At 58.7% G+C, this 18,004-nt stretch carries 14 protein-coding genes and 1 pseudogene; 5 read left to right on the forward strand and 10 right to left on the reverse strand.

Annotation, left to right across the window (positions count from 1 at the left end):
• The 6 genes and pseudogenes from ftsH to VEG30_13490 all read right to left on the reverse strand — a co-directional run bounded on the left by ftsH (position 1) and on the right by VEG30_13490 (position 6,946).
• The gene (gene ftsH / locus VEG30_13465; protein HXZ80933.1) at positions 1-1,902 is read right to left on the reverse strand and encodes an ATP-dependent zinc metalloprotease FtsH; all 1,902 of its coding nucleotides are present in this window, start codon (positions 1,900-1,902) and stop codon (positions 1-3) included.
• A gap of 305 nt (positions 1,903-2,207) precedes the next feature.
• Positions 2,208-3,650, reverse strand: coding sequence for a tRNA lysidine(34) synthetase TilS (gene tilS / locus VEG30_13470; protein ID HXZ80934.1), 1,443 nt, complete (start codon positions 3,648-3,650; stop codon positions 2,208-2,210).
• A 361-nt stretch (positions 3,651-4,011) separates the two neighbouring features.
• Positions 4,012-4,233 (reverse strand): annotated as a pseudogene (locus tag VEG30_13475) (EamA family transporter).
• A 55-nt stretch (positions 4,234-4,288) separates the two neighbouring features.
• Complete coding sequence (gene thrS / locus VEG30_13480; GenBank protein HXZ80935.1) at positions 4,289-6,289, reverse strand: threonine--tRNA ligase; 2,001 nt, start codon at positions 6,287-6,289, stop codon at positions 4,289-4,291.
• 61 nt (positions 6,290-6,350) lie between these two features.
• Complete coding sequence (locus tag VEG30_13485) at positions 6,351-6,662, reverse strand: hypothetical protein (GenBank protein ID HXZ80936.1); 312 nt, start codon at positions 6,660-6,662, stop codon at positions 6,351-6,353.
• Complete coding sequence (locus tag VEG30_13490; protein HXZ80937.1) at positions 6,659-6,946, reverse strand: hypothetical protein; 288 nt, start codon at positions 6,944-6,946, stop codon at positions 6,659-6,661. The genes VEG30_13485 and VEG30_13490 overlap by 4 nt, the downstream gene beginning before the upstream one ends.
• A gap of 125 nt (positions 6,947-7,071) precedes the next feature.
• Between VEG30_13490 and VEG30_13495 the strand changes: the two genes are divergently transcribed.
• On the forward strand, positions 7,072-7,806 hold the full coding sequence (locus tag VEG30_13495; GenBank protein HXZ80938.1) for a hypothetical protein: 735 nt from the start codon (positions 7,072-7,074) through the stop codon (positions 7,804-7,806).
• A gap of 144 nt (positions 7,807-7,950) precedes the next feature.
• On the opposite strand, the gene VEG30_13500 is transcribed toward VEG30_13495, so the two are convergent.
• The 4 genes from VEG30_13500 to rpe all read right to left on the reverse strand — a co-directional run bounded on the left by VEG30_13500 (position 7,951) and on the right by rpe (position 12,936).
• Positions 7,951-10,137 (reverse strand): response regulator, encoded by a 2,187-nt coding sequence (locus tag VEG30_13500; protein HXZ80939.1) that lies wholly within the window; start codon positions 10,135-10,137, stop codon positions 7,951-7,953.
• A gap of 148 nt (positions 10,138-10,285) precedes the next feature.
• Positions 10,286-10,501, reverse strand: a complete 216-nt coding sequence (locus VEG30_13505; GenBank protein HXZ80940.1) for a hypothetical protein — start codon at positions 10,499-10,501, stop codon at positions 10,286-10,288.
• A 263-nt stretch (positions 10,502-10,764) separates the two neighbouring features.
• Positions 10,765-12,207, reverse strand: a complete 1,443-nt coding sequence (locus VEG30_13510) for an outer membrane protein assembly factor BamD (GenBank protein ID HXZ80941.1) — start codon at positions 12,205-12,207, stop codon at positions 10,765-10,767.
• A 54-nt stretch (positions 12,208-12,261) separates the two neighbouring features.
• Positions 12,262-12,936 carry a ribulose-phosphate 3-epimerase gene (gene rpe / locus VEG30_13515; GenBank protein ID HXZ80942.1) on the reverse strand — a complete coding sequence of 225 codons (675 nt, stop codon included), beginning with the start codon at positions 12,934-12,936 and terminating at the stop codon, positions 12,262-12,264.
• 175 nt (positions 12,937-13,111) lie between these two features.
• Between rpe and VEG30_13520 the strand changes: the two genes are divergently transcribed.
• The 4 genes from VEG30_13520 to VEG30_13535 all read left to right on the forward strand — a co-directional run.
• Positions 13,112-14,671 carry a glycosyltransferase family 39 protein gene (locus tag VEG30_13520; GenBank protein ID HXZ80943.1) on the forward strand — a complete coding sequence of 520 codons (1,560 nt, stop codon included), beginning with the start codon at positions 13,112-13,114 and terminating at the stop codon, positions 14,669-14,671.
• 612 nt (positions 14,672-15,283) lie between these two features.
• On the forward strand, positions 15,284-15,646 hold the full coding sequence (locus tag VEG30_13525; protein HXZ80944.1) for a hypothetical protein: 363 nt from the start codon (positions 15,284-15,286) through the stop codon (positions 15,644-15,646).
• A 233-nt stretch (positions 15,647-15,879) separates the two neighbouring features.
• Positions 15,880-17,265: a replicative DNA helicase gene (gene dnaB / locus VEG30_13530; GenBank protein HXZ80945.1), complete on the forward strand. Its 1,386-nt coding sequence runs from the start codon at positions 15,880-15,882 to the stop codon at positions 17,263-17,265.
• 80 nt (positions 17,266-17,345) lie between these two features.
• The coding region (locus VEG30_13535) for a hypothetical protein (protein HXZ80946.1) at positions 17,346-18,004 on the forward strand (659 nt) is incomplete at its 3' end.

An 18,004-nucleotide genomic window follows, 5' to 3' on the forward strand; every position in this document is an offset into this window, starting at 1 on the left:
TTACGCCGGACTCGGATGCTCTCCCGGCACGATTCCAGGCTTGGTCTGTGGCGCCGGCTTCAGCACCTGCTGGACGCCGCCATCGTCGTGCGGCGCAACCTTCACCGGCAGCTCCTTGCCCTCGATAATCATGCGGATTTCGTTAGCATCGAGGACTTCCCGCTCCAGCAGCGCCATGGCGATGGTGGTCAGGATTTCACGATTTCCCACCAGTAGATCGTGGGCAGTCTGGTAGGCGGTGTCGACCAATTTCTTCACTTCCTGATCGATCTTGATGGCGGTGTCTTCGCTGTAATCGCGATGCTGAGCGATTTCGCGGCCCAGGAAGATCTGCTCGTCCTTCTTGCCGAAGGTGATCGGTCCCAGGTCGCTCATGCCGAACTCGCACACCATCTTGCGGGCCAGTTCGGTGGCCTGCTCGATGTCGTTGCCGGCGCCGGTGGTCATGGTATCGAGGAACAACTCCTCCGCCAGACGGCCGCCCATCATGATGGCCAGCCGCGTGGTCAGATAGTCGCGGGTATAGGTGTGCTTGTCGTCGATCGGCAACTGCATGGTGACACCCAGCGCCATACCGCGCGGGATAATCGTCACCTTGTGCAGCGGATCGGAATCCTTGCTCATAGCTGCGACCAGTGCGTGGCCAGCTTCGTGATAAGCCGTGACCTTCTTCTCCTCGTCGGAGAGGATCATCGACTTGCGCTCGGCGCCCATCAGTACTTTGTCCTTCGCCAATTCGCAATCGTACATAGTGACGACTTTGCGATTGGCGCGAGCGGCCAGCAGAGCCCCCTCGTTCACCAGGTTCGCCAGATCGGCGCCGGAGAATCCAGGTGTGCCGCGGGCCAGGACGGAAAGATCCACATCATCCGCCATGGGAATCTTGCGGGTATGCACGCGCAGAATTTCTTCTCGGCCGCGGACATCGGGACGCGGGACGACCACTCGGCGGTCGAAGCGGCCGGGGCGGAGCAGAGCCGGATCAAGAACGTCCGGACGGTTGGTGGCGGCGATAAGAATCACACCTTCGTTGGATTCGAAACCATCCATCTCCACCAGCAACTGGTTCAGGGTCTGCTCGCGCTCGTCATGACCGCCGCCGAGACCAGCGCCGCGGTGGCGACCAACAGCGTCAATTTCATCAATGAAGATGATGCAAGGTGCATTCTTCTTGCCCTGCTCAAACAGATCGCGCACGCGGCTGGCGCCGACACCCACAAACATCTCTACAAAATCGGAGCCGGAAATGGAGAAGAACGGAACATTGGCTTCTCCGGCCACTGCCCGGGCCAGCAGAGTCTTACCGGTTCCGGGAGGTCCAACAAGCAGTACTCCCTTGGGAATGCGTCCGCCCAATTTCTGGAACTTCTGGGCTTCACGCAGGAACTCGATGATTTCGCGCAGCTCCTCTTTGGCTTCATCGACGCCGGCCACGTCCTTGAAGGTGACCTTTTTTTGCTGCATGGAGAGCAGCCGGGCGCGGCTCTTGCCGAAGGAAAGCGCCTTGTTTCCGCCGGTCTGCATCTGGCGGATCATGATGAACCACAATGCACCCAGCAGAATCAGCGGCGCCAGATTCAGCAGCCAGGTCGGCCAGTTGCCGCTCTGAACATCCTTTACCGTTACGGTGACGCCCTTATCTTGCAGGGCCTTGTACATATCGGGATAGTTTGGGGGAACAGTGGTGTGGAAGGTCGACTTGTCTGTGTAGGTACCGCGAACCTCAGTGCCGATGATGGTAACCTCAGAAATCGCGCCCTTGTTCACATCAGTCATGAACTGAGAGAATTTAACGTCCTTTTCTTTAGAACTGGTCCCGCCCGCCTTCACGACCTGCCAAAGCAGGACACCCGAAAGCACAATTACCAACCAGAAGACGACCGTTTTAACCGTTGAATTCACCGAAAGCTCCTGAAAGTGTTACCCAGCGAACAAAGGCGCTTGACTAGCGAATATTAACCTACACCTCGCCCACCCATTAGATGCGGACGGGCAAGATCCGGCTCACGAAGTGTTGCCGCGCACCTCATTGTAACCCCATCGGCGGGCATTCTGTCCTTATCTGAATGTACTACGCCGAAATATCTCTCAGCATGGCAGTTGCATATCGAACCAATCCAAAGTACGTGCTTGCCAACTGACCGGATGGAGGCAGGCAGAATTGCCTGTCCTACGAGAGCAGCCAAATCGAGACAGGAAAGCCCCGATTACTCAGGGAGCTCCTCGATGAGTATCGCCTCCGTCGAGCCCGGCTGGGCAAAATAGTTCGCAGAGATAGAAAAGCCTCTCATCCAGATGATCTCCGTGCCGCTGGTGACGACTGGCCATAGGGGCCTTGTGGCTCCGCTTATTTTCCGTTGTTGCAGCAATTCCTTCACTTTCTTCGGAGACTTGGTATGCACCGGCCAGAAGCGGTCTCCCGGGCACCAATTTCTCACTCGCAGCTCATGCAACCGATCGGACGCAAGCAGGCATCGGGCAAGTCCTTGCTCTTCCTGGTTCGGAACCACATGCCGAGCGCGAAAAACTACGCCCAGCTCCGGTACCCGAACTTCGCCTGGAACCGGCAGCACATAGTCATAGCCATGGCCGCCAGGCTCCTGCATTCTCTTTGGACACCTTTTTTCGATCCGCAGTTCCCCGCCCGAGAGCTCTGCCAAGTGCCCCGAAGGGAGTTCAATTCCTTTGGTGGCAATCGATGACCGTTGCCCCATCAGGTCCAGGATTTCTTGAACGTGGCGGAACTCCAGGCTAAGTCCGAGATCCTCCGCGGCAGCTCGAATCAGGCGACGCTGCATGGCCAGCGGAGCTAGCCGCAGCTCCCTGGCGTTCAGGACGACCGCTTGCTGGGAGCCGATTTCGCCCGGAGATGTTGTTTTTGCAGCGCGAGAGATCTTCAGTCGCGCTCGAACTTGTGCCGATGCCAGCTCACGACTCCAGAAACTCTCCTCTTCACGCGCCACGTCAGCCAGCTCGGCCAGGGTGCTAACGATCCCCGGCTGGAATTCCTGCTCGAGTGTCGGAATGAGCCGATGCCGCACGCGGTTGCGCAGAAAGCGGATATCGAGGTTACTTGTGTCTTCCCGCCACGGCTGGCCAATCTGCGTCAGGTATTCAGCAAGCTCGCTGCGGCGCACCCCCAGGAGTGGGCGAACGATGGTTTTACCAGGGGCAACGAACAGTTGGGGATAAATCCCTGCCAGCCCTCGAGTGCCGGCGCCGCGCAGGATGCGCAGCAACACCGTCTCGGCCTGATCGTCCATGGTGTGTGCCGTGGCGATCTTGTCGAGAGCACTTTCTGCAAACAGCTGCCGAAAGAATTGATGGCGTAATTTACGACCCGCTGCCTCCAGACTCATCCGACTCTGCTGCGCAAATTCGCGGGTGTCGGCGGAGGTTGAATGAAGGTGGAGGTCATGCTGGTGGGCAAGTGCCGCGACGAAGCGCTCGTCCTGTTGGGCGTCGTGGCCACGGATTTTGTGATTGAAGTGGACCACCGAGAGCACGATGCCGAGCTCATCTCTGGCATCGAGCAAAAGCCGCAGAAGGGCGACGGAATCCTTTCCTCCGGAAACGGCCACGCCGAGGCGATCGCCCGCATGCAGCAACTGGTGCTTGCGAGTGGAGTTAAGGAGGGATTCGAGGAGCATGGCAGATCCGACGCTTGCTCCCGCAGGAGATTGGCATCGTCACGAACTGAGTGTAGGACAGGGAATCCTGCCTGTCACGGGCAGGACTGGCGATCTCTCATTTGTGGGGCTTTTGGCTGGCAGTGTGCAAAGGGTTCGAATTGCGCTGTCTCATCTGCATAGAAATAACGAACCGGCTGCCTTTCCTCCCCTGTTGATTCCAGGCAGCCGGCTGAATCAGACCCCATCAGGAGGCCAACACCAGCTTTAGTATCGAACTCGGAAGAAGACGAGGCGTAGATTTTTTCAATCAACAATGCGGATGTCCCGATGTGGAACGCTGCAGGGCTAGTGCACAAACCCGAAACGGAACCAGGCTGGCCTAGTCCGCTGGATCGCAGCGTGGCTCCAGCTTTGGTGAGCGCTGGGTGAACCCTTTAAGCAGGCGCGGCAGAAGCTCCGCCGAAAGCATCGCCAGCAGTATCAGGAGGGCTCCCACTAATTGCAGGGGCAGCAGGACTTCTTTGAGCCAGAGCACGCCGACTACCAGAGCGGTGAGCGGCTCCAGGCTGAAAATCATGTGCCGAAAACGCGCAGGCGAGCTTCGCTCGCCCTGAACGGACGAGGACGTCCGTTCCCACGTGGTTCTTTCTCCTGTCCTACACTTTTGCGGCCTTGTTCTCGATCAGTCCCCGGATCTTGGTCAGGAATTCAGCGGTGGCCATCGTCTCGGTTTTCTCCTGGCCGCGGGTGCGTACGTTGACCTGGTCCGATTCTGCTTCTTTGTCGCCGACTACCAACAGGAAGGGCACCTTTTGGAGCGCATGTTCGCGGATTTTGGCGTTCATCTTCTCGTTACGCTCGTCGATGTCGACCCGAACCCCCGCTGAGCGCAGTTGCTCCGCAACTTTGCGAGCATATTCCACGTGCCGCTCGGCAATGGGTATCATCACCACCTGCACCGGCGCGAGCCACACCGGGAAGGCTCCGGCGTAGTGCTCGATCAGCACGCCGAAGAATCGCTCCACCGACCCGTACAGAGCGCGATGCACCATTAAGGGCTGATGGCGCTGGCCGTCTTCGCCGACGTACTCCAGCGCAAAGCGCTGCGGCAGGTTGAAATCGAACTGCACGGTGGAGAGCTGCCACAGGCGGCCGATGGCGTCCACCAGCTTGATATCGATCTTCGGTCCATAGAAGGCCGCTTCGCCGGGGATGACTTTGTAGCCGATCTTGCGTTCCTTGAGCACTTTCTCGAGCGAGTCAGTGGCCATGTTCCACTGCTCTTCGCTGCCCACGAAATTCGCGCGATCATCAGGATTCCAGGTGGAAAGCTCGACCTGAAATTCGTCGAAACCGAAATCGCGCAGCACATCAAGAGCGAAGTCGAGGCAGCCGGCGATCTCACCCTCGATCTGCTCGCGGGTGCAGAAGATGTGGGCGTCGTCCTGGGTGAAGCCTCGTACTCGCATCAGGCCGTGCATCACACCGGAGCGCTCGTAGCGGTAGACAGTGCCCAGCTCTCCCAGGCGGATGGGCAGATCGCGATAGGAGCGGAGCGTGTCCCTATAAATGAGGATGTGGAAGGGACAATTCATCGGCTTCATGCGGTATTCCGCGTCGTCCAGTTCCATCACGTCAAACATGTTCTCGGCGTAGTAACCCTCGTGGCCGCTGGTTTGCCATAGCTGACGGCGCGCCACGTGCGGCGTATAAACGAGTGAATAGCCGCGCTTGAGGTACTGCTCGCGCATCCAGTCTTCCATGATCTTGCGGACCATTCCGCCCTTGGGATGCCAGAAGATCAGCCCCGGTCCGGCGAGCTCCTGGATTGAGAACAAGTCGAGCTGTTTACCAAGCACGCGATGATCGCGCTTCCTGGCTTCCTCGATGTGCTTGAGATGTTCCTCGAGCTCTTTCTTCGAGTAGAACGAGGTGCCGTAAATGCGTTGCAGCTGGGGATTATGCTCATCGCCCAGCCAATAGGCGCCGGCGATATTAGTCAGCTTGAAAGCTTTGATCCGGCCGGTGGAGGGGATGTGCGGTCCGCGGCAGAAATCCAGGAACTTGCCGGTGCGGTAGATGGAAACCTTTTCGCCGGGCTTGGTGAATTCCTCGATGAAGTGGCATTTCATGAAGTCGCCTTCTGCCTTGAAGCGCTCGAGAGCCTGCTCGCGGGGAAGAAATTCCTGGCCGTAAGGCTCGTCTTTATCCACCAGCTCCTGCATCTTCTTTTCGATCTTCTCCAGGTCTTCGGGAGTAAAGGGCGCGGGGCGGTAGAAGTCGTAGAAGAAACCGCTTTCGGTAGCCGGCCCGTGACCAAGCTTGGTCTCCGGAAACAGCTCGAGCACCGCTGCTGCCATCAGATGCGCGGAGGAATGGCGAAATACCTGAAGAGCTTCAGGATCCTTCTCGGTCAAGATTCGGAGTTCGGCATCTTCCTCCAGCGGACGATTGAGGTCGATCAGCATGCCATCGGAGGGTACCTTGGCAGCGTCAAGACCCGGTTTGTGGCCGTTGGATGCGGGCGCAATCTTCGCTACCAAGGCCGCCTGCGCCAAGCGAGGGCTGATGGCTTTCGCAATGTCGAGGGCGGTGGTTCCCCTGGGGACTTCCTTCACGCTGGCGTCAGGAAGCTTGATGTGGATAGTTTCTGCCATGACAAATTCCTCTTATCGAATCAATGAGTCTAATGAACGGTTTTGGGGAGGGTCAAACCGCTTACGGGAGGGATGTTCGTGTTTTCGAGGCGAAGGCGACGGGGAGCCGGCTCTGCCGGCGGATCTCATACACGAGCATGGCAACGAAGGTCACGATTGATCCGCACACGGCGAGTGGTGCGGCCACAAAGCGGTAAGCCACGGTCATATCGGGACGCACGCCGCGGATGGCTCCAACGGTCACAACTCCTATGATACCCAAGAGCAATCCCAGAGCAAAGCTGGCCAGGGTAAACAGAACGGTCACGATCAGCACGCGAAGGGCGATCGCCACACCGACCTGGAATTTGCTTTTGTGCCTCGGCTGCTTCATTGATGCACCTGAAGAGCGGATGAGCCGGGTGAGTATCTTGCCTGGTCTTGGCGGCGAAACCTGCGCCTGGCCAAGGCGAAGCAGACGGCAAACGCCACGGCGGCCAGCGGGATTCCCACCATGCGCACTGCCCAGGCCGGATCTACTACTACCGATTGCTGATTAATCCGGGTGGTGCTGCGCGCGATAACCGCCAGAGTGGGAATGAGCGCCATCATGAAGAAGAAGGAGAACACTCCGGCTCCGACCAGTCCCAGCGCCGCGCTTTTGAGCAGGTTCTTCACTTCAGCAGAGAAACATTCTAATCCGAGGCTGGAGAAGGGGGCAGAGCTGGCTGCGGAGCTTCGCTCCGCCTGAACGGACGGGGACGTCCGTTCCCACGGGGTCCAATACGTTAAAATGCTGCTACATGGCCGAGGCAGCCCAAGCCGCTACACTTACACCTTCCGAGGTTGTGCGCCAGACTCCAGTCTCGCAGGCGGTCAACGGGATCTGCTATGCACTCCGGGACGGCTCCAGTGTGAACCTTGCCGACGTCGAGCGCATGGTGGCAGCGGTGCCTCGCCCGGTAGCTTCAGCCCTCGACCGCAAAGCCTACTACTTCGTTCCGCTGACGGTCAGCCAGGGTGAGGAAACCGTTATCGCCGACCGCTACGACGTGGCGCTGAGCGATCACGCAGTGTGCCACCGGAACCTGAACCTGGGCACTTCGCAGTGCGTGTTCATTTCCACGCGGCTGATGGACGACCGCTTCTCGCTCGCCTTCGAGTTCTATATCAACGTGGCCCATGCTTTTGTGGAACGCGTGGGTGTGCCGGCGGATTTTGGAGACCTGGTCTGGAAACAGGTGGAGGACAAGCAGCGCGGCGAGACCGGACTAGATGCCTGGGAGTTTCGCAAAGCCGCCACCAGCGGCATTCCGGATGGCGAACGAGCCAAGAACGAATATTTCTCTGCGGCTTTTTCCGATGCTATTGCAATCTACATGCTGTCGATCTTCACCGACGTCGAATACTACGACCTGCGCGAACGCGAGTATCCTCTGCTTGCGCCGCAGGCTCTGGCCGAGCGCCTGCGCAAGGTGGCAGAACTGTTCCCGGTGAATCCGGGATTCGAGTTCAACATTTTTTATCGGCGGCGGTAGGTGGTTGGATACCGATTCAACATCTGCTTCCGCCGCAGATCGTCATTCGGGAAGCCAGAGGCGGAAAATCCGCCTGGTTGTTTCGCCTATCCTCCCGGCGAAACTGCTGTCAGACTCCCCGGCTCAGATCGGGGATGGACCCCATTACTTCGATCCCAGTTCGCGGGAGATTTCGCTGATCAGATGTGACTTCAGGCGTTCCAGAGCCCGGGTCACGGCGCGTTCGATCTGGTCGTCGCCGGGGGGCTGATCCATGCGGGCAGCGGCCGCGGCTGTGGCTTCGGCGAGTGGAGCAAAAGCTGGTGACGCCTCGACAATCGCCTCCGCCGCCGGTTCTTCCGGCACGGGTGTCTTCGCCGCTGATATTTCTGGCGCTGCTTCCTGTAACTCGGCCGCGAGATAGGTTTTAGCCGGCGCTACCTCTGGCGCTTCTTCCTGCAACGGTTCCAGATCGCTGCTCTCTGTTTGGGTGTTTGGCCGGGCCGGAGTGAACCACTCGGAAGCCGGCGGGAGATTCATTTCTGACGTGCTGATGGCCGCCGATTCATTGACTTCGATGAGCTCGTGGATGCGCGCATCCGCGCCCGCTGGTTCAGCCGTAATTTCGCCGGTGTCGTTGGTTTCGGCAAAGGTTTCTGCCGGGTCCGCCACCTCCAGCTTTTCTGCTGCCTGTTCGAAGCTAATGGCAGGAGAGCCACTCACTTCCCACATCATTCCGGCAGCGCTGGTGGAGGCGCTGTCGGCAGCTTCGGTGTCAGTCACGATTGGCTCAGGTAAGGCTGGCTCAGGTTCAGCCGCTTCTGCTGCCGCGGGTCCGGCCACATCGGCCAGCGGAGTGTCTACGACCGGTTCGCAATTCTGCGTCTCCTCCTCACGATCGGCCTGAGGTTGGAGAACGTCGCCAAAAGCGACCGATCCGAAGCTCATGCTTGCGGATGAGGGAGCTTCCGGCATGCTCTCGCCAAAAGAAGTGCTTGCTGGTTCAGGCGGCATTTGCAGGCCAGAGAGCTCAGGCAGGCAGGCCGGCGGAACATCTGTAGCTGCCGTATCGATCAGTGGCTCTGACCAAGCCTCGGCTGCGGGAGATGGCTCGGTGGTTTCTGCGCTCGGCCATTCGGCGGCGGCTTCGGTCGAGATATCGTCGGGAAGCTCCTGCCCGACCTTCACGGCAAACTGCGCCACATCTTCGTCTGTATTGGTGACCAGCGCAGGATCGGTAGCTACCGTTACCTCGCCCAGCGCCGGTGAGCCCGTGAGATCGAGTTCGGGAGCGGTGGCGGCCTGGATCTCGCCCGTTTCCACTGGTGCAGCGGTGAATTCCAACTCGGGCAGGGGAGGCAAGCCGACCGCCTCGGGGGATGCGGCCTGGCTGGACTCCAACTCATACTCCTGTTTTTCAGGCTCGGGCAAAGCGGTGAGCGGCTCAGCTGTTTGCCCCGAAGCAGGGGGAGCCGCGTTCGCGGTATTCGCCTCGGCGAAATCGACTCCAAACGCGGGAATTTCGGTCAGTGGGATTTCCAGCGGCGCGGCTGGCGCAGCGTTGGCGGCAGGGAGCGGGTTCGCGCCCACAGCGAATCCGTAGTCCTCGGTGGGAGGCGCTGCAGGAGGTCCGCTTAACTCGTCCTGGTGGAGCGGAGTTGCCGGATCGACGACTGCCGCGGAAGACGCTGTTTCCGCTGACATCAGGGGCTGTGAAACCTGCGAACTGGACGATGACGGGCCGGTGCCGGCGACGGACGGTTCTGCTGGACTGTATTCCGCGGCTTCAGCCGCGGCGCTGCTCTTCCACTCTTCGTAGTGCGCGTCCTGGATTTCGATTTCTTTGATTTCTTCCGGAGTCAACCGGATGGTGTCTTCGTAATCCCGCAGAACCGCAGGCAGGCTCAGCTTTTGCCCATTACCGTTGGTCTTAGGAGGCGGGGCTACGGGCGCACTCAGAGCCGCAGGGAGTGCGCCGCCATGAACTTTCTCCAAGATGGTGCGCACAGCGGCGGTGAGATCGGTGGCTTCGAAGGGTTTGATCATGACCCCATCGGCGCGTACGCGGTTGGCTTCTTCCGGGCGGAAAGGCTCCATCTTGCCGACGGTTAAGAGCACGGGCGTAGACGAGGTCTCGAGGGAGTTCTTGATGCGCTCGCAAACCTCGAGCCCGGTATAGCCGGGCATGTAGACGTCCAGGATGATGATGTCGGGCTTGTCAGCGGCCACTTTCTTCATGGCGGCGGCGCCATTACTGACGGCCACCACGTCAAAACCGGCATCAGTGAGAATCTTCTTGCCCATGTTCTGGGCGGTCATGCTGTCATCGGCCAGCAAAATCTTCAACGCCACGGACACTAACCTCGTTACCGGCGGGAGTGACAGGAACGTTACTTGTTCTGTAGAGGCAAGTCAATCGAACGGGTACCCTAAAGGTCATAGCACCAGTGGGTTGGGAATTCAGATTCGAACTTCCCATTTGCGGAAAAGCGAAGCGCGGCTACTGCTCCGGAGCCAGTTGCTTTTTGAAGGCAGCGTGCAGGCGTTGGATTTGTGCGCGCATCCTAAGTTTCTCGCGAGGCGAGATGCTGTAGATACCCATGCAGAACTCGAGCATCTTGCGATCCAATTCGAGGATCAGGTCCAGATTCCTGGTTGGATTCGCGGCGGTGGCAGCGTTGCTTAGTTCGCGCTGTTTCTTTTCCTGCTGGGTCATGGGTTGCACTCTGATTGACTCTGTCCTTCCACAAAGGGCGGCTGGATGTGGCAGGCGCGAGCGCCTTACAAGCATCCCTAATTGAGAGTACTTATAACGAAACCAATGCAATAGTTAAAATTCAAAGAATTTATGGGTTGGATAGAAGGAATCGAGGGTATTGTTCGTCATTATTGTAATAAGTACTCGGGATGGAGGGGCTGTCTACACAACCCGTGAGGCAAGATTGCCTGCCCTACACCCGCCTGCTGAGCTGATGCCCGTTAGAAGGGATTCAGCTTGCCCAGGCCCTTCTTCTTTTTGATCTTGCTGGTGGAGGTGCTCTTGTCATCAGCAGGCGGCGCGGCGGACGAAGATGAAGCAGCCTGTGCGGCAGTCGAGGAATCTTGAGCTGTGGACGAAGAAGAGGATGAGGAAGATTGTGCCTGATCGGAAGGCTGTGCTGCCTCGTTAACCTGCGGCGGCGGCGTGTTGGAACCGCTCCCCTGAGTGGTGGCATTGGGGTCGGGGAGAGGCGTGAGCTCAGGAATTGCGGAATCCGCCGGCGCGCTGCTCGCCGAACGCGGGGGTTCCTGGTTGGGTGGAGGAGCGCCCTGTTTTACCACTTCTCCACTGAGTGCGCCGGTGCCTGCTTGTGAACCCTGGGTGACAGCTTTCTGGATCAACTCCTGGTTGTGTTTCACGATCTCCGGCGCGCTGACTTGCTCGGGATCTTTCAGCGAGGGCTCGCCATACTTTGCGGAATGAGCCACGTCCGGGCCCTTGCGGAAATTGCCCATGACTTTGTCAACCATGCCGGCGGCACTGCGGCTTTCCTCCTCCTTCTTGTTCTGCGCGATGGCCTGGGGCGTGGGCGTGGGCACGGGACGCTTCATCTCCTGCAGGCGGGCGCGGGCGTCGCCCGCCCGTGGCATGATCGGATAACGGGTAATAATGCGAGAGTAGGCTTCCGCCGCCTGATCCTGGAGTTGGTGGATCAATTGCCCTTTCACGTTTTCCGGAAGACCACGCGCCGCCCGCACATTGTCGAGCTGGCGCTGATAGGAACTTGCGAGCAGGAACAGAGCCTCGTCGGCCTGGCTGTAGAGCGGGTAGGTGTCGACCAGTGATCTCAAGCGTGCGATGGCCGCCGGATAAGATTCGCGGTTGAAGTAGAAGCGTCCGATGCGGAACTCACGCTCGGCCAGGACTTCCTGCACTTCCAACAATCGCTGCTTGGCTTCGGGAATCAGCTTGCTGTCGGGGTAGGTTTGAATCAGGTTGCGGTACTCATCCTCGGCGCGCATGGCATGGGTGAAGTCGCGATCCGGCTTCTCCATTTCGTGATAATGAATGTTGGCAACCTTCAGCTGAGCTTCGGCAGCTTCCGGCATGTTGGGGAAGAAGGTGATGAAATCCTGGTACTCCTTCTCGGCCTGGGTGAGCGCAGCGGTGCCGCCTTCGGCATACCAGGAATCGCCGACCGCTAATTTGGCACGGGCGATATATTCGGAATCCGGGTAGGTGTTGATGAGGGTCTGCAGCGTCAGGCGGGCCACGTCGAACTTGTTGTGCTTCATGGCATCCATGGCGCGGTCGAACAGCACCTTGTCGGGCTGCTTGGAGTTAACGTCAGCGATCGGATTGTTAACCTTCTTGTTGGTGCAGGCGCCTAACGCCAGCACGAGTGCGATTATCCCGATCACCGGCAGCCGTTTCTGCATCATGTCCTACCTGTCATCTAAGTTGAACCTGGCGCGTTCCCAGGTGGTGCGTGTCGCTTACACTTTCTGCCAGCTTGCCTCGTGGGCGGCCTTCAGCAGCTTTTGAGCGTCGCCTTTGGGATCGCGCTTGCTGAACACCGCGCTGCCCGCCACCAGGATCTCAGCCCCGGCACGAACCACGTCGCCGACAGTCTCCAAGTCAACCCCGCCATCTACTTCGATGCGGAAATTCAGGGCTCGAGAGGCGCGAATCGAGGCCAGCTTGGCGATCTTGCCGAGCGCTCCGGGAATGAATTTCTGGCCGCCAAAGCCAGGATTGACCGACATCACCAGAACATAATCCGCGATGTCCAATACTTCGCTGAGCATCTCGACCGGGGTAGCCGGGTTGATCACTACTCCGGCCTGCGCGCCTCGTGAGCGAATGGATTCCAGGGTGCGATTCAAGTGCCAGCAGACTTCCTGGTGCACGGAGATCCAATCTGCGCCAGCATCGACGAACGCCGGAATATAGAAGTCCGGGTCCTCGATCATAAGATGACAATCCAGAGGCAGCTCAGTGATCTTGCGCACAGAGGCGACTACGGGCGGCCCGATGGTGAGGTTCGGAACGAAATGGCCGTCCATCACATCGAGGTGGAGCAAGGAGGCTCCGCCCTCGGTAGCGAGGTGGATGTCATCGGCCAGATGGGCGAAATCTGCCGAAAGAATGGAGGGGGCCAGCTCGATCAAAAGAGACTCTCGTGACCAGCGATTTGCCAGAGGAAATTCTACCATCAGGGAAGCAGCAATCAGTAGTCAGCAGCAGCCAGACCACGGAGCTCCCGCTGCGCTCACGCCCGCAAAGTGGCTCAACATCAACTCGGCGCCTGCGCCCATACGATTTGTGTGTGATAACTTTCCGTGCGTGCACACGACCGAAGATCGCGTCGACGAGCGAAAAAGCAGCGCTAGTGAGGGCATTTGGATCGCATGGGTCCTGGCGGGGACAGCCATCGTGATCCAGATGCTGACCAACGGCAGGTACGGTTATTTTCGCGATGAGCTGTATTACCTGGCCGCAAGCGATCATCTCGCGCCGGGCTATGTTGATTTTGCTCCCCTGATCGCCTGGCTGGCGCGCGCCAGCCGCATCGTTTTCGGCGATTCACTGCATGCGATTCGTCTGCTTCCGGCGGCGGCCTTGTGTATGGAAGTCCTGCTGACAGGCTTCATCGCCCGCGAGTTTGGCGGCCGGCGCTGGGCAGTGCTGCTGGGATGCGTGTCGGTGCTGCTCTGTCCAACAATTCTGGCGAATGCAGACCGTCTTTCCATGAATCCGCTGGAACCGGTTTTCTGGATGGGCTGCGTGTACTTCCTGGTGCTGGCCGTGAAGCGACAGGAGCCGCGGCTGTTGCCGTGGTGCGGAGTGATGCTCGGCCTGGGTCTGGAAAACAAGCACTCCACGGTGTTCTTCCTGGGGGCGCTGGTCGCGGGACTGCTGTTGAGTCCGGAGCGGCGGCTGCTGGCAACGAAATGGTTCTGGATCGCGGCGGCGATCGCGTTGCTGATTGCATTGCCAAATTTTGTGTGGCAGTACCAGCATGGATTTCCCACGCTGGAAGATCTGCGCAACGTCAAAGCAACGCACAAGAACATTGAGTTGCCGCCGGGATCGTTCCTTTTGCAGCAAGTAATGATGCTGAATCCGGCAACGGCCCCGGTCTGGATCGCAGGACTGGGGTTCCTGCTGTTCCACCGCGAGGGGAAGCGGTATCGGTTCCTGGGCATCAGCTACCTGGCTTTTCTGGTGGTGATGATGGTTCTCCACGGCAAGGATTACTACGTCGCGCCGATCTATCCGATGTTGTTTGCGGCGGGTGGCGTCTTCTGGGAGACGCTGGCGCAGGAGCGCCCGCGGCTGCGATGGGCGCGCACGGTGGTGCTGGTTACGGTGCTGATCGGGGGTTGCCTGTCGGCGCCGGTCGTTCTGCCCATTCTTCCGCCGGATAGGGTTCTGCCTTATTTCAGCGCCCTCGGAATCGGCATATCCCGCACTGAGACCGGGATGAAATCGCTGCTGCCACAGTATTTCGCCGACGAGTTTGGCTGGCCGGAGATGGTGGAGACGGTGGCCCAGGTTTACAACTCGCTGCCGCCGGAACAACGAGCGAAGACTGCGATTCTCGCCGGCAACTACGGTGGAGCAGGGGCAATCGATTTTTTCGGTCCGCGTTACGGCCTGCCCAAGGCAATCAGTGCTCACCAGAATTATTACTATTGGGGGCCGAGGGAGTACACCGGCGAGAGCGTGATTTTGCTGGAGTGGAGGCTCAAGGATGCCGAGTACTGGTGCGGCAGCGTGGAGCAGGGTCCGGTGAACGCTCCCTACTGGGGCATGGGCTGGGAGCACTACACCATCCTGATCTGCCGCGACTTCAAGAAACCGCTGGCGGAAGCCTGGCCGCGGCTGAAAACGTGGAATTAAAGCGTTATTTTTTGTACCCCAATCTGAGAGATCCATATGGACAGGTCTTATGCCTGAATGGGGAAGCGGACGCGTTCCCGTTTCGGTAAATCGGCCCGGCTTTTCCTTAGGTTTCCACAGGTAAGTCACGAAGCGCACAAGTTCTGCACAGCACCGGCATTGACGGCTATTGCGTGGCTCATTGCATTCCGGCAAAGTGCACTGCATCGCGAGTGCAGATACTTGCATGCTAAATGCGGTCCTCAGCGCACCCTCGGCGCGATGAGGGCTAATGGGTCGAACGCCGAAGCCACTCTGCGATGCGGTGGCGTCTCGCGGCACGCCGGTGCCGGAGGGCAGCAAGCAAAGCCTCTCGAGGCTTCTTACTGCTGTAGGCGTTGGGTTCGCTGGCAGTTGGTTGGCTTTCTGGATACGGGAAAGGCGCTGTGCGGTTTGCTGCCGCCTCTGGGACACCTCAGGAGAGATGGCGCCCGGTCAGTACTCAATGGGATGACTGGCCCCGGCAGAAGGCTGGCTGGCAGGTGGCTTGAGCCTTGTAACTCATTGATACGCTGGAGCGTCGGTTGACATCGGCCAATCGGAAGAGTTCTGGCGAGCAGAAGAGCATGTAAAGTGTTCTGCAGTCTGCGCGGCCACGTGGCTGGCGTGGCCGCGCCCTTCTTCCCGGTTCGGAACCCCCTCGGACTATTCATCAAGCTTGCAGAGCAGGCACTTCCCAAGGGCGGGGTCGAACGATATCATTTGCAGCGTATGCAAACCAACTCAGACCCAGCCAAGATTCAGTCGGCAACCCGTCAACCCATCTGGATCAACCCCCCCAAGTTTTGGGCGGCGACCCGCAACATGAGTCCTGACGAGGTCGGGAGCCTGATGGAGCGCATCGAGCAGATGGCCGCCGCAGGCGATAAGGAAGCCCTGCGCAAATTCGACTTCGTCTACCTGGAGAATCCTCGTCCTGCGCGACGGGCGAGCTAGCCTGCCGTCTTTGTCGGTTGTTATATTCGTTTTTTCTTCGCCTTTCAAAATCTCTTATGACATAATCCCCAACGCGCCTCCGCAAGAGGCGCTTTGTGTGCGCGAGCACATTTTGGTGGCCGGGAATTTTTTGTTTACGGCTGCTCTTTCCTCAGCCCTTTTCCACATCGCCGGATGAACCCGTCCGCGGGTCCGTGTAGCTTACCTTTCACAAACGGGGGTTCCCTCAAGCAATGGCCACAACCGAATACAGCCTGGAGCGGGGGCTGCCCGCCAGCGTTGATGCCGAGCGCGCGATCCTGGGCGCGATTCTTCTCGACAATGATGCTTATTGGCACGCCTCGGCGTCGCTTCGTTCGGACAAGCTTTCGCTGGATTCGCACCGCCGCATCTACGCGCGCATTACCGAGATGCTGGAGCAGAACCGGGCGGTGGATATCATCACCCTGTGCGAAGAACTGCGGCAGCAGCAGCAACTGGAGGCAGTGGGGGGAGTGGCTTATGTCGCCTCGCTGACGGACGGGGTGCCGGCGCGAAGCAGCATTGTCAATCATGTCCGCATCGTGAAAGACAAAGCGCTGCTGCGCGGTTTGATCAACCTTTCGAATCGCTCGATCGCGCGGAGCTACGAGCAGTCGGAGGCGGTCGAGCTGATCCTGGGGGAAACCGAGAAGGGGCTGCTGGAACTCTCGGAAGACGCGGTCAGAACGGGCTTCGCGGATGTGAAGACCATCGTCGAGCGCGACTTCAAATCCATCGATGCGCTGGTCAACCAGGGCCATGAGATCACGGGGCTGCGGACGTACTTTGCCGATCTGGACCGGCTTACCAATGGTCTGCAGAAATCTGACCTGGTGATCATTGCGGGCCGGCCTTCCATGGGGAAAACCGCGTTTGCGATGAATGTTGCCGAGAATGCGGCAGTGAATGACCGGAGGATCGTTGCCATCTTCTCATTGGAGATGTCGCGGCAATCGTTGCTGCAGCGCATGGTGTGTTCGCATGCCCGGGTGGACTCGCACGCCATGCGCACCGGGTTCCTGAACCGCGAAGACCGGCAGAAGGTGATGGACTCGGTGGGGGAGCTGATGGAGGCGCCAATCTACATCGACGACACGCCGGGAATTTCTGTGCTGGAGATGAGGGCGAAGTCGCGCCGGTTGCAACAGCAGGCGAAGGGGCTGGATCTGATCGTGGTGGATTACCTGCAGTTGATGGCGGCCAGCCAGACCGGCGGCAATAAGCGCTATGAGAATCGGACACAGGAGGTGTCCGCGATTTCGCGCGGACTGAAGCTGCTGGCAAAGGAAGTCGGGGTCCCAGTGGTGGCGCTCTCGCAGTTGAGCCGCGCACCGGAGAGCCGTACCGGCGATCACAAGCCACAGCTCTCAGATCTGCGGGAGTCGGGATCGATTGAGCAGGATGCGGATTTGGTGGGCTTCATCTATCGGCCTGAAGTCTACGAAAAAGACGAAAACAAACGCCGAGAACTGGATGGGGAAGCGGAACTGATCGTCGCCAAACAACGTAATGGCCCTACGGGTGTGGTGAAGCTGGCTTTCATCAAGAAGAGCACGCGCTTCGAGACGCGAGTCGGGGATGATGAGTTCGTGGAGTAGGGCTGACTGGCTAAAACTTCGGCTGACAATATACCTGACGAATCAGACTCAGTCATATCGGCCTTGGCGGCGTTTGCTGAATGACTCCCGTGAAAGGGGCTTTGCTTGTGATTTACGCCTATGGCGATGATGGCTCAGATGCCAAACACGAGCGCGTAATCGCCGTTTCGATCATCGCCGGATACGAGGAATGGTGGCAAGAACTGGAAGACCAATGGACGGTGAGATGCGGAGGCATCCCCTTCCATGCCACTGACTGCGAGAGCGACTGTGGAGACTACCAGGGTATTCCACACGATCAAAACAAGGCGATGTATGCAGATTTAACCGGAATTCTCGCGTCCAGCAGCGTCGGAGGCATCGGAATTGGGATTGATCTAGTCGCTCAAACAAAGATTTTCCCAAACGCATTGCCGATGGCATACCACAGAGCTTTTATCGAATGCCTTGAACGTGTGGCGAATGTAGCCGAGAGAGAGAAAGATGTATGTAAGGTCGCGTATGACATCAGCAAAGAGAATGAATATAACGTTAGACAGCTGTACACATGGATGAGAGAGGGGGACGAGCGACTCTACAGATTGCTACACCCAGAACTCTCATTTGTTTCATGGCGCGACTCTGCACGGGTTCAAGCTGCCGACCTCGTGGCATTCGAGGCGTGGAAAGCCTTAGATCACACGGTTGGCTCAGTTAGGAGAAAGCGGAAATCATGGGAGCTGCTTCGGTCAACAGATCG

Source organism: Terriglobales bacterium, from assembly GCA_035624455.1.
Classification (GTDB): Bacteria; Acidobacteriota; Terriglobia; order Terriglobales; family Acidobacteriaceae; genus DASPRM01.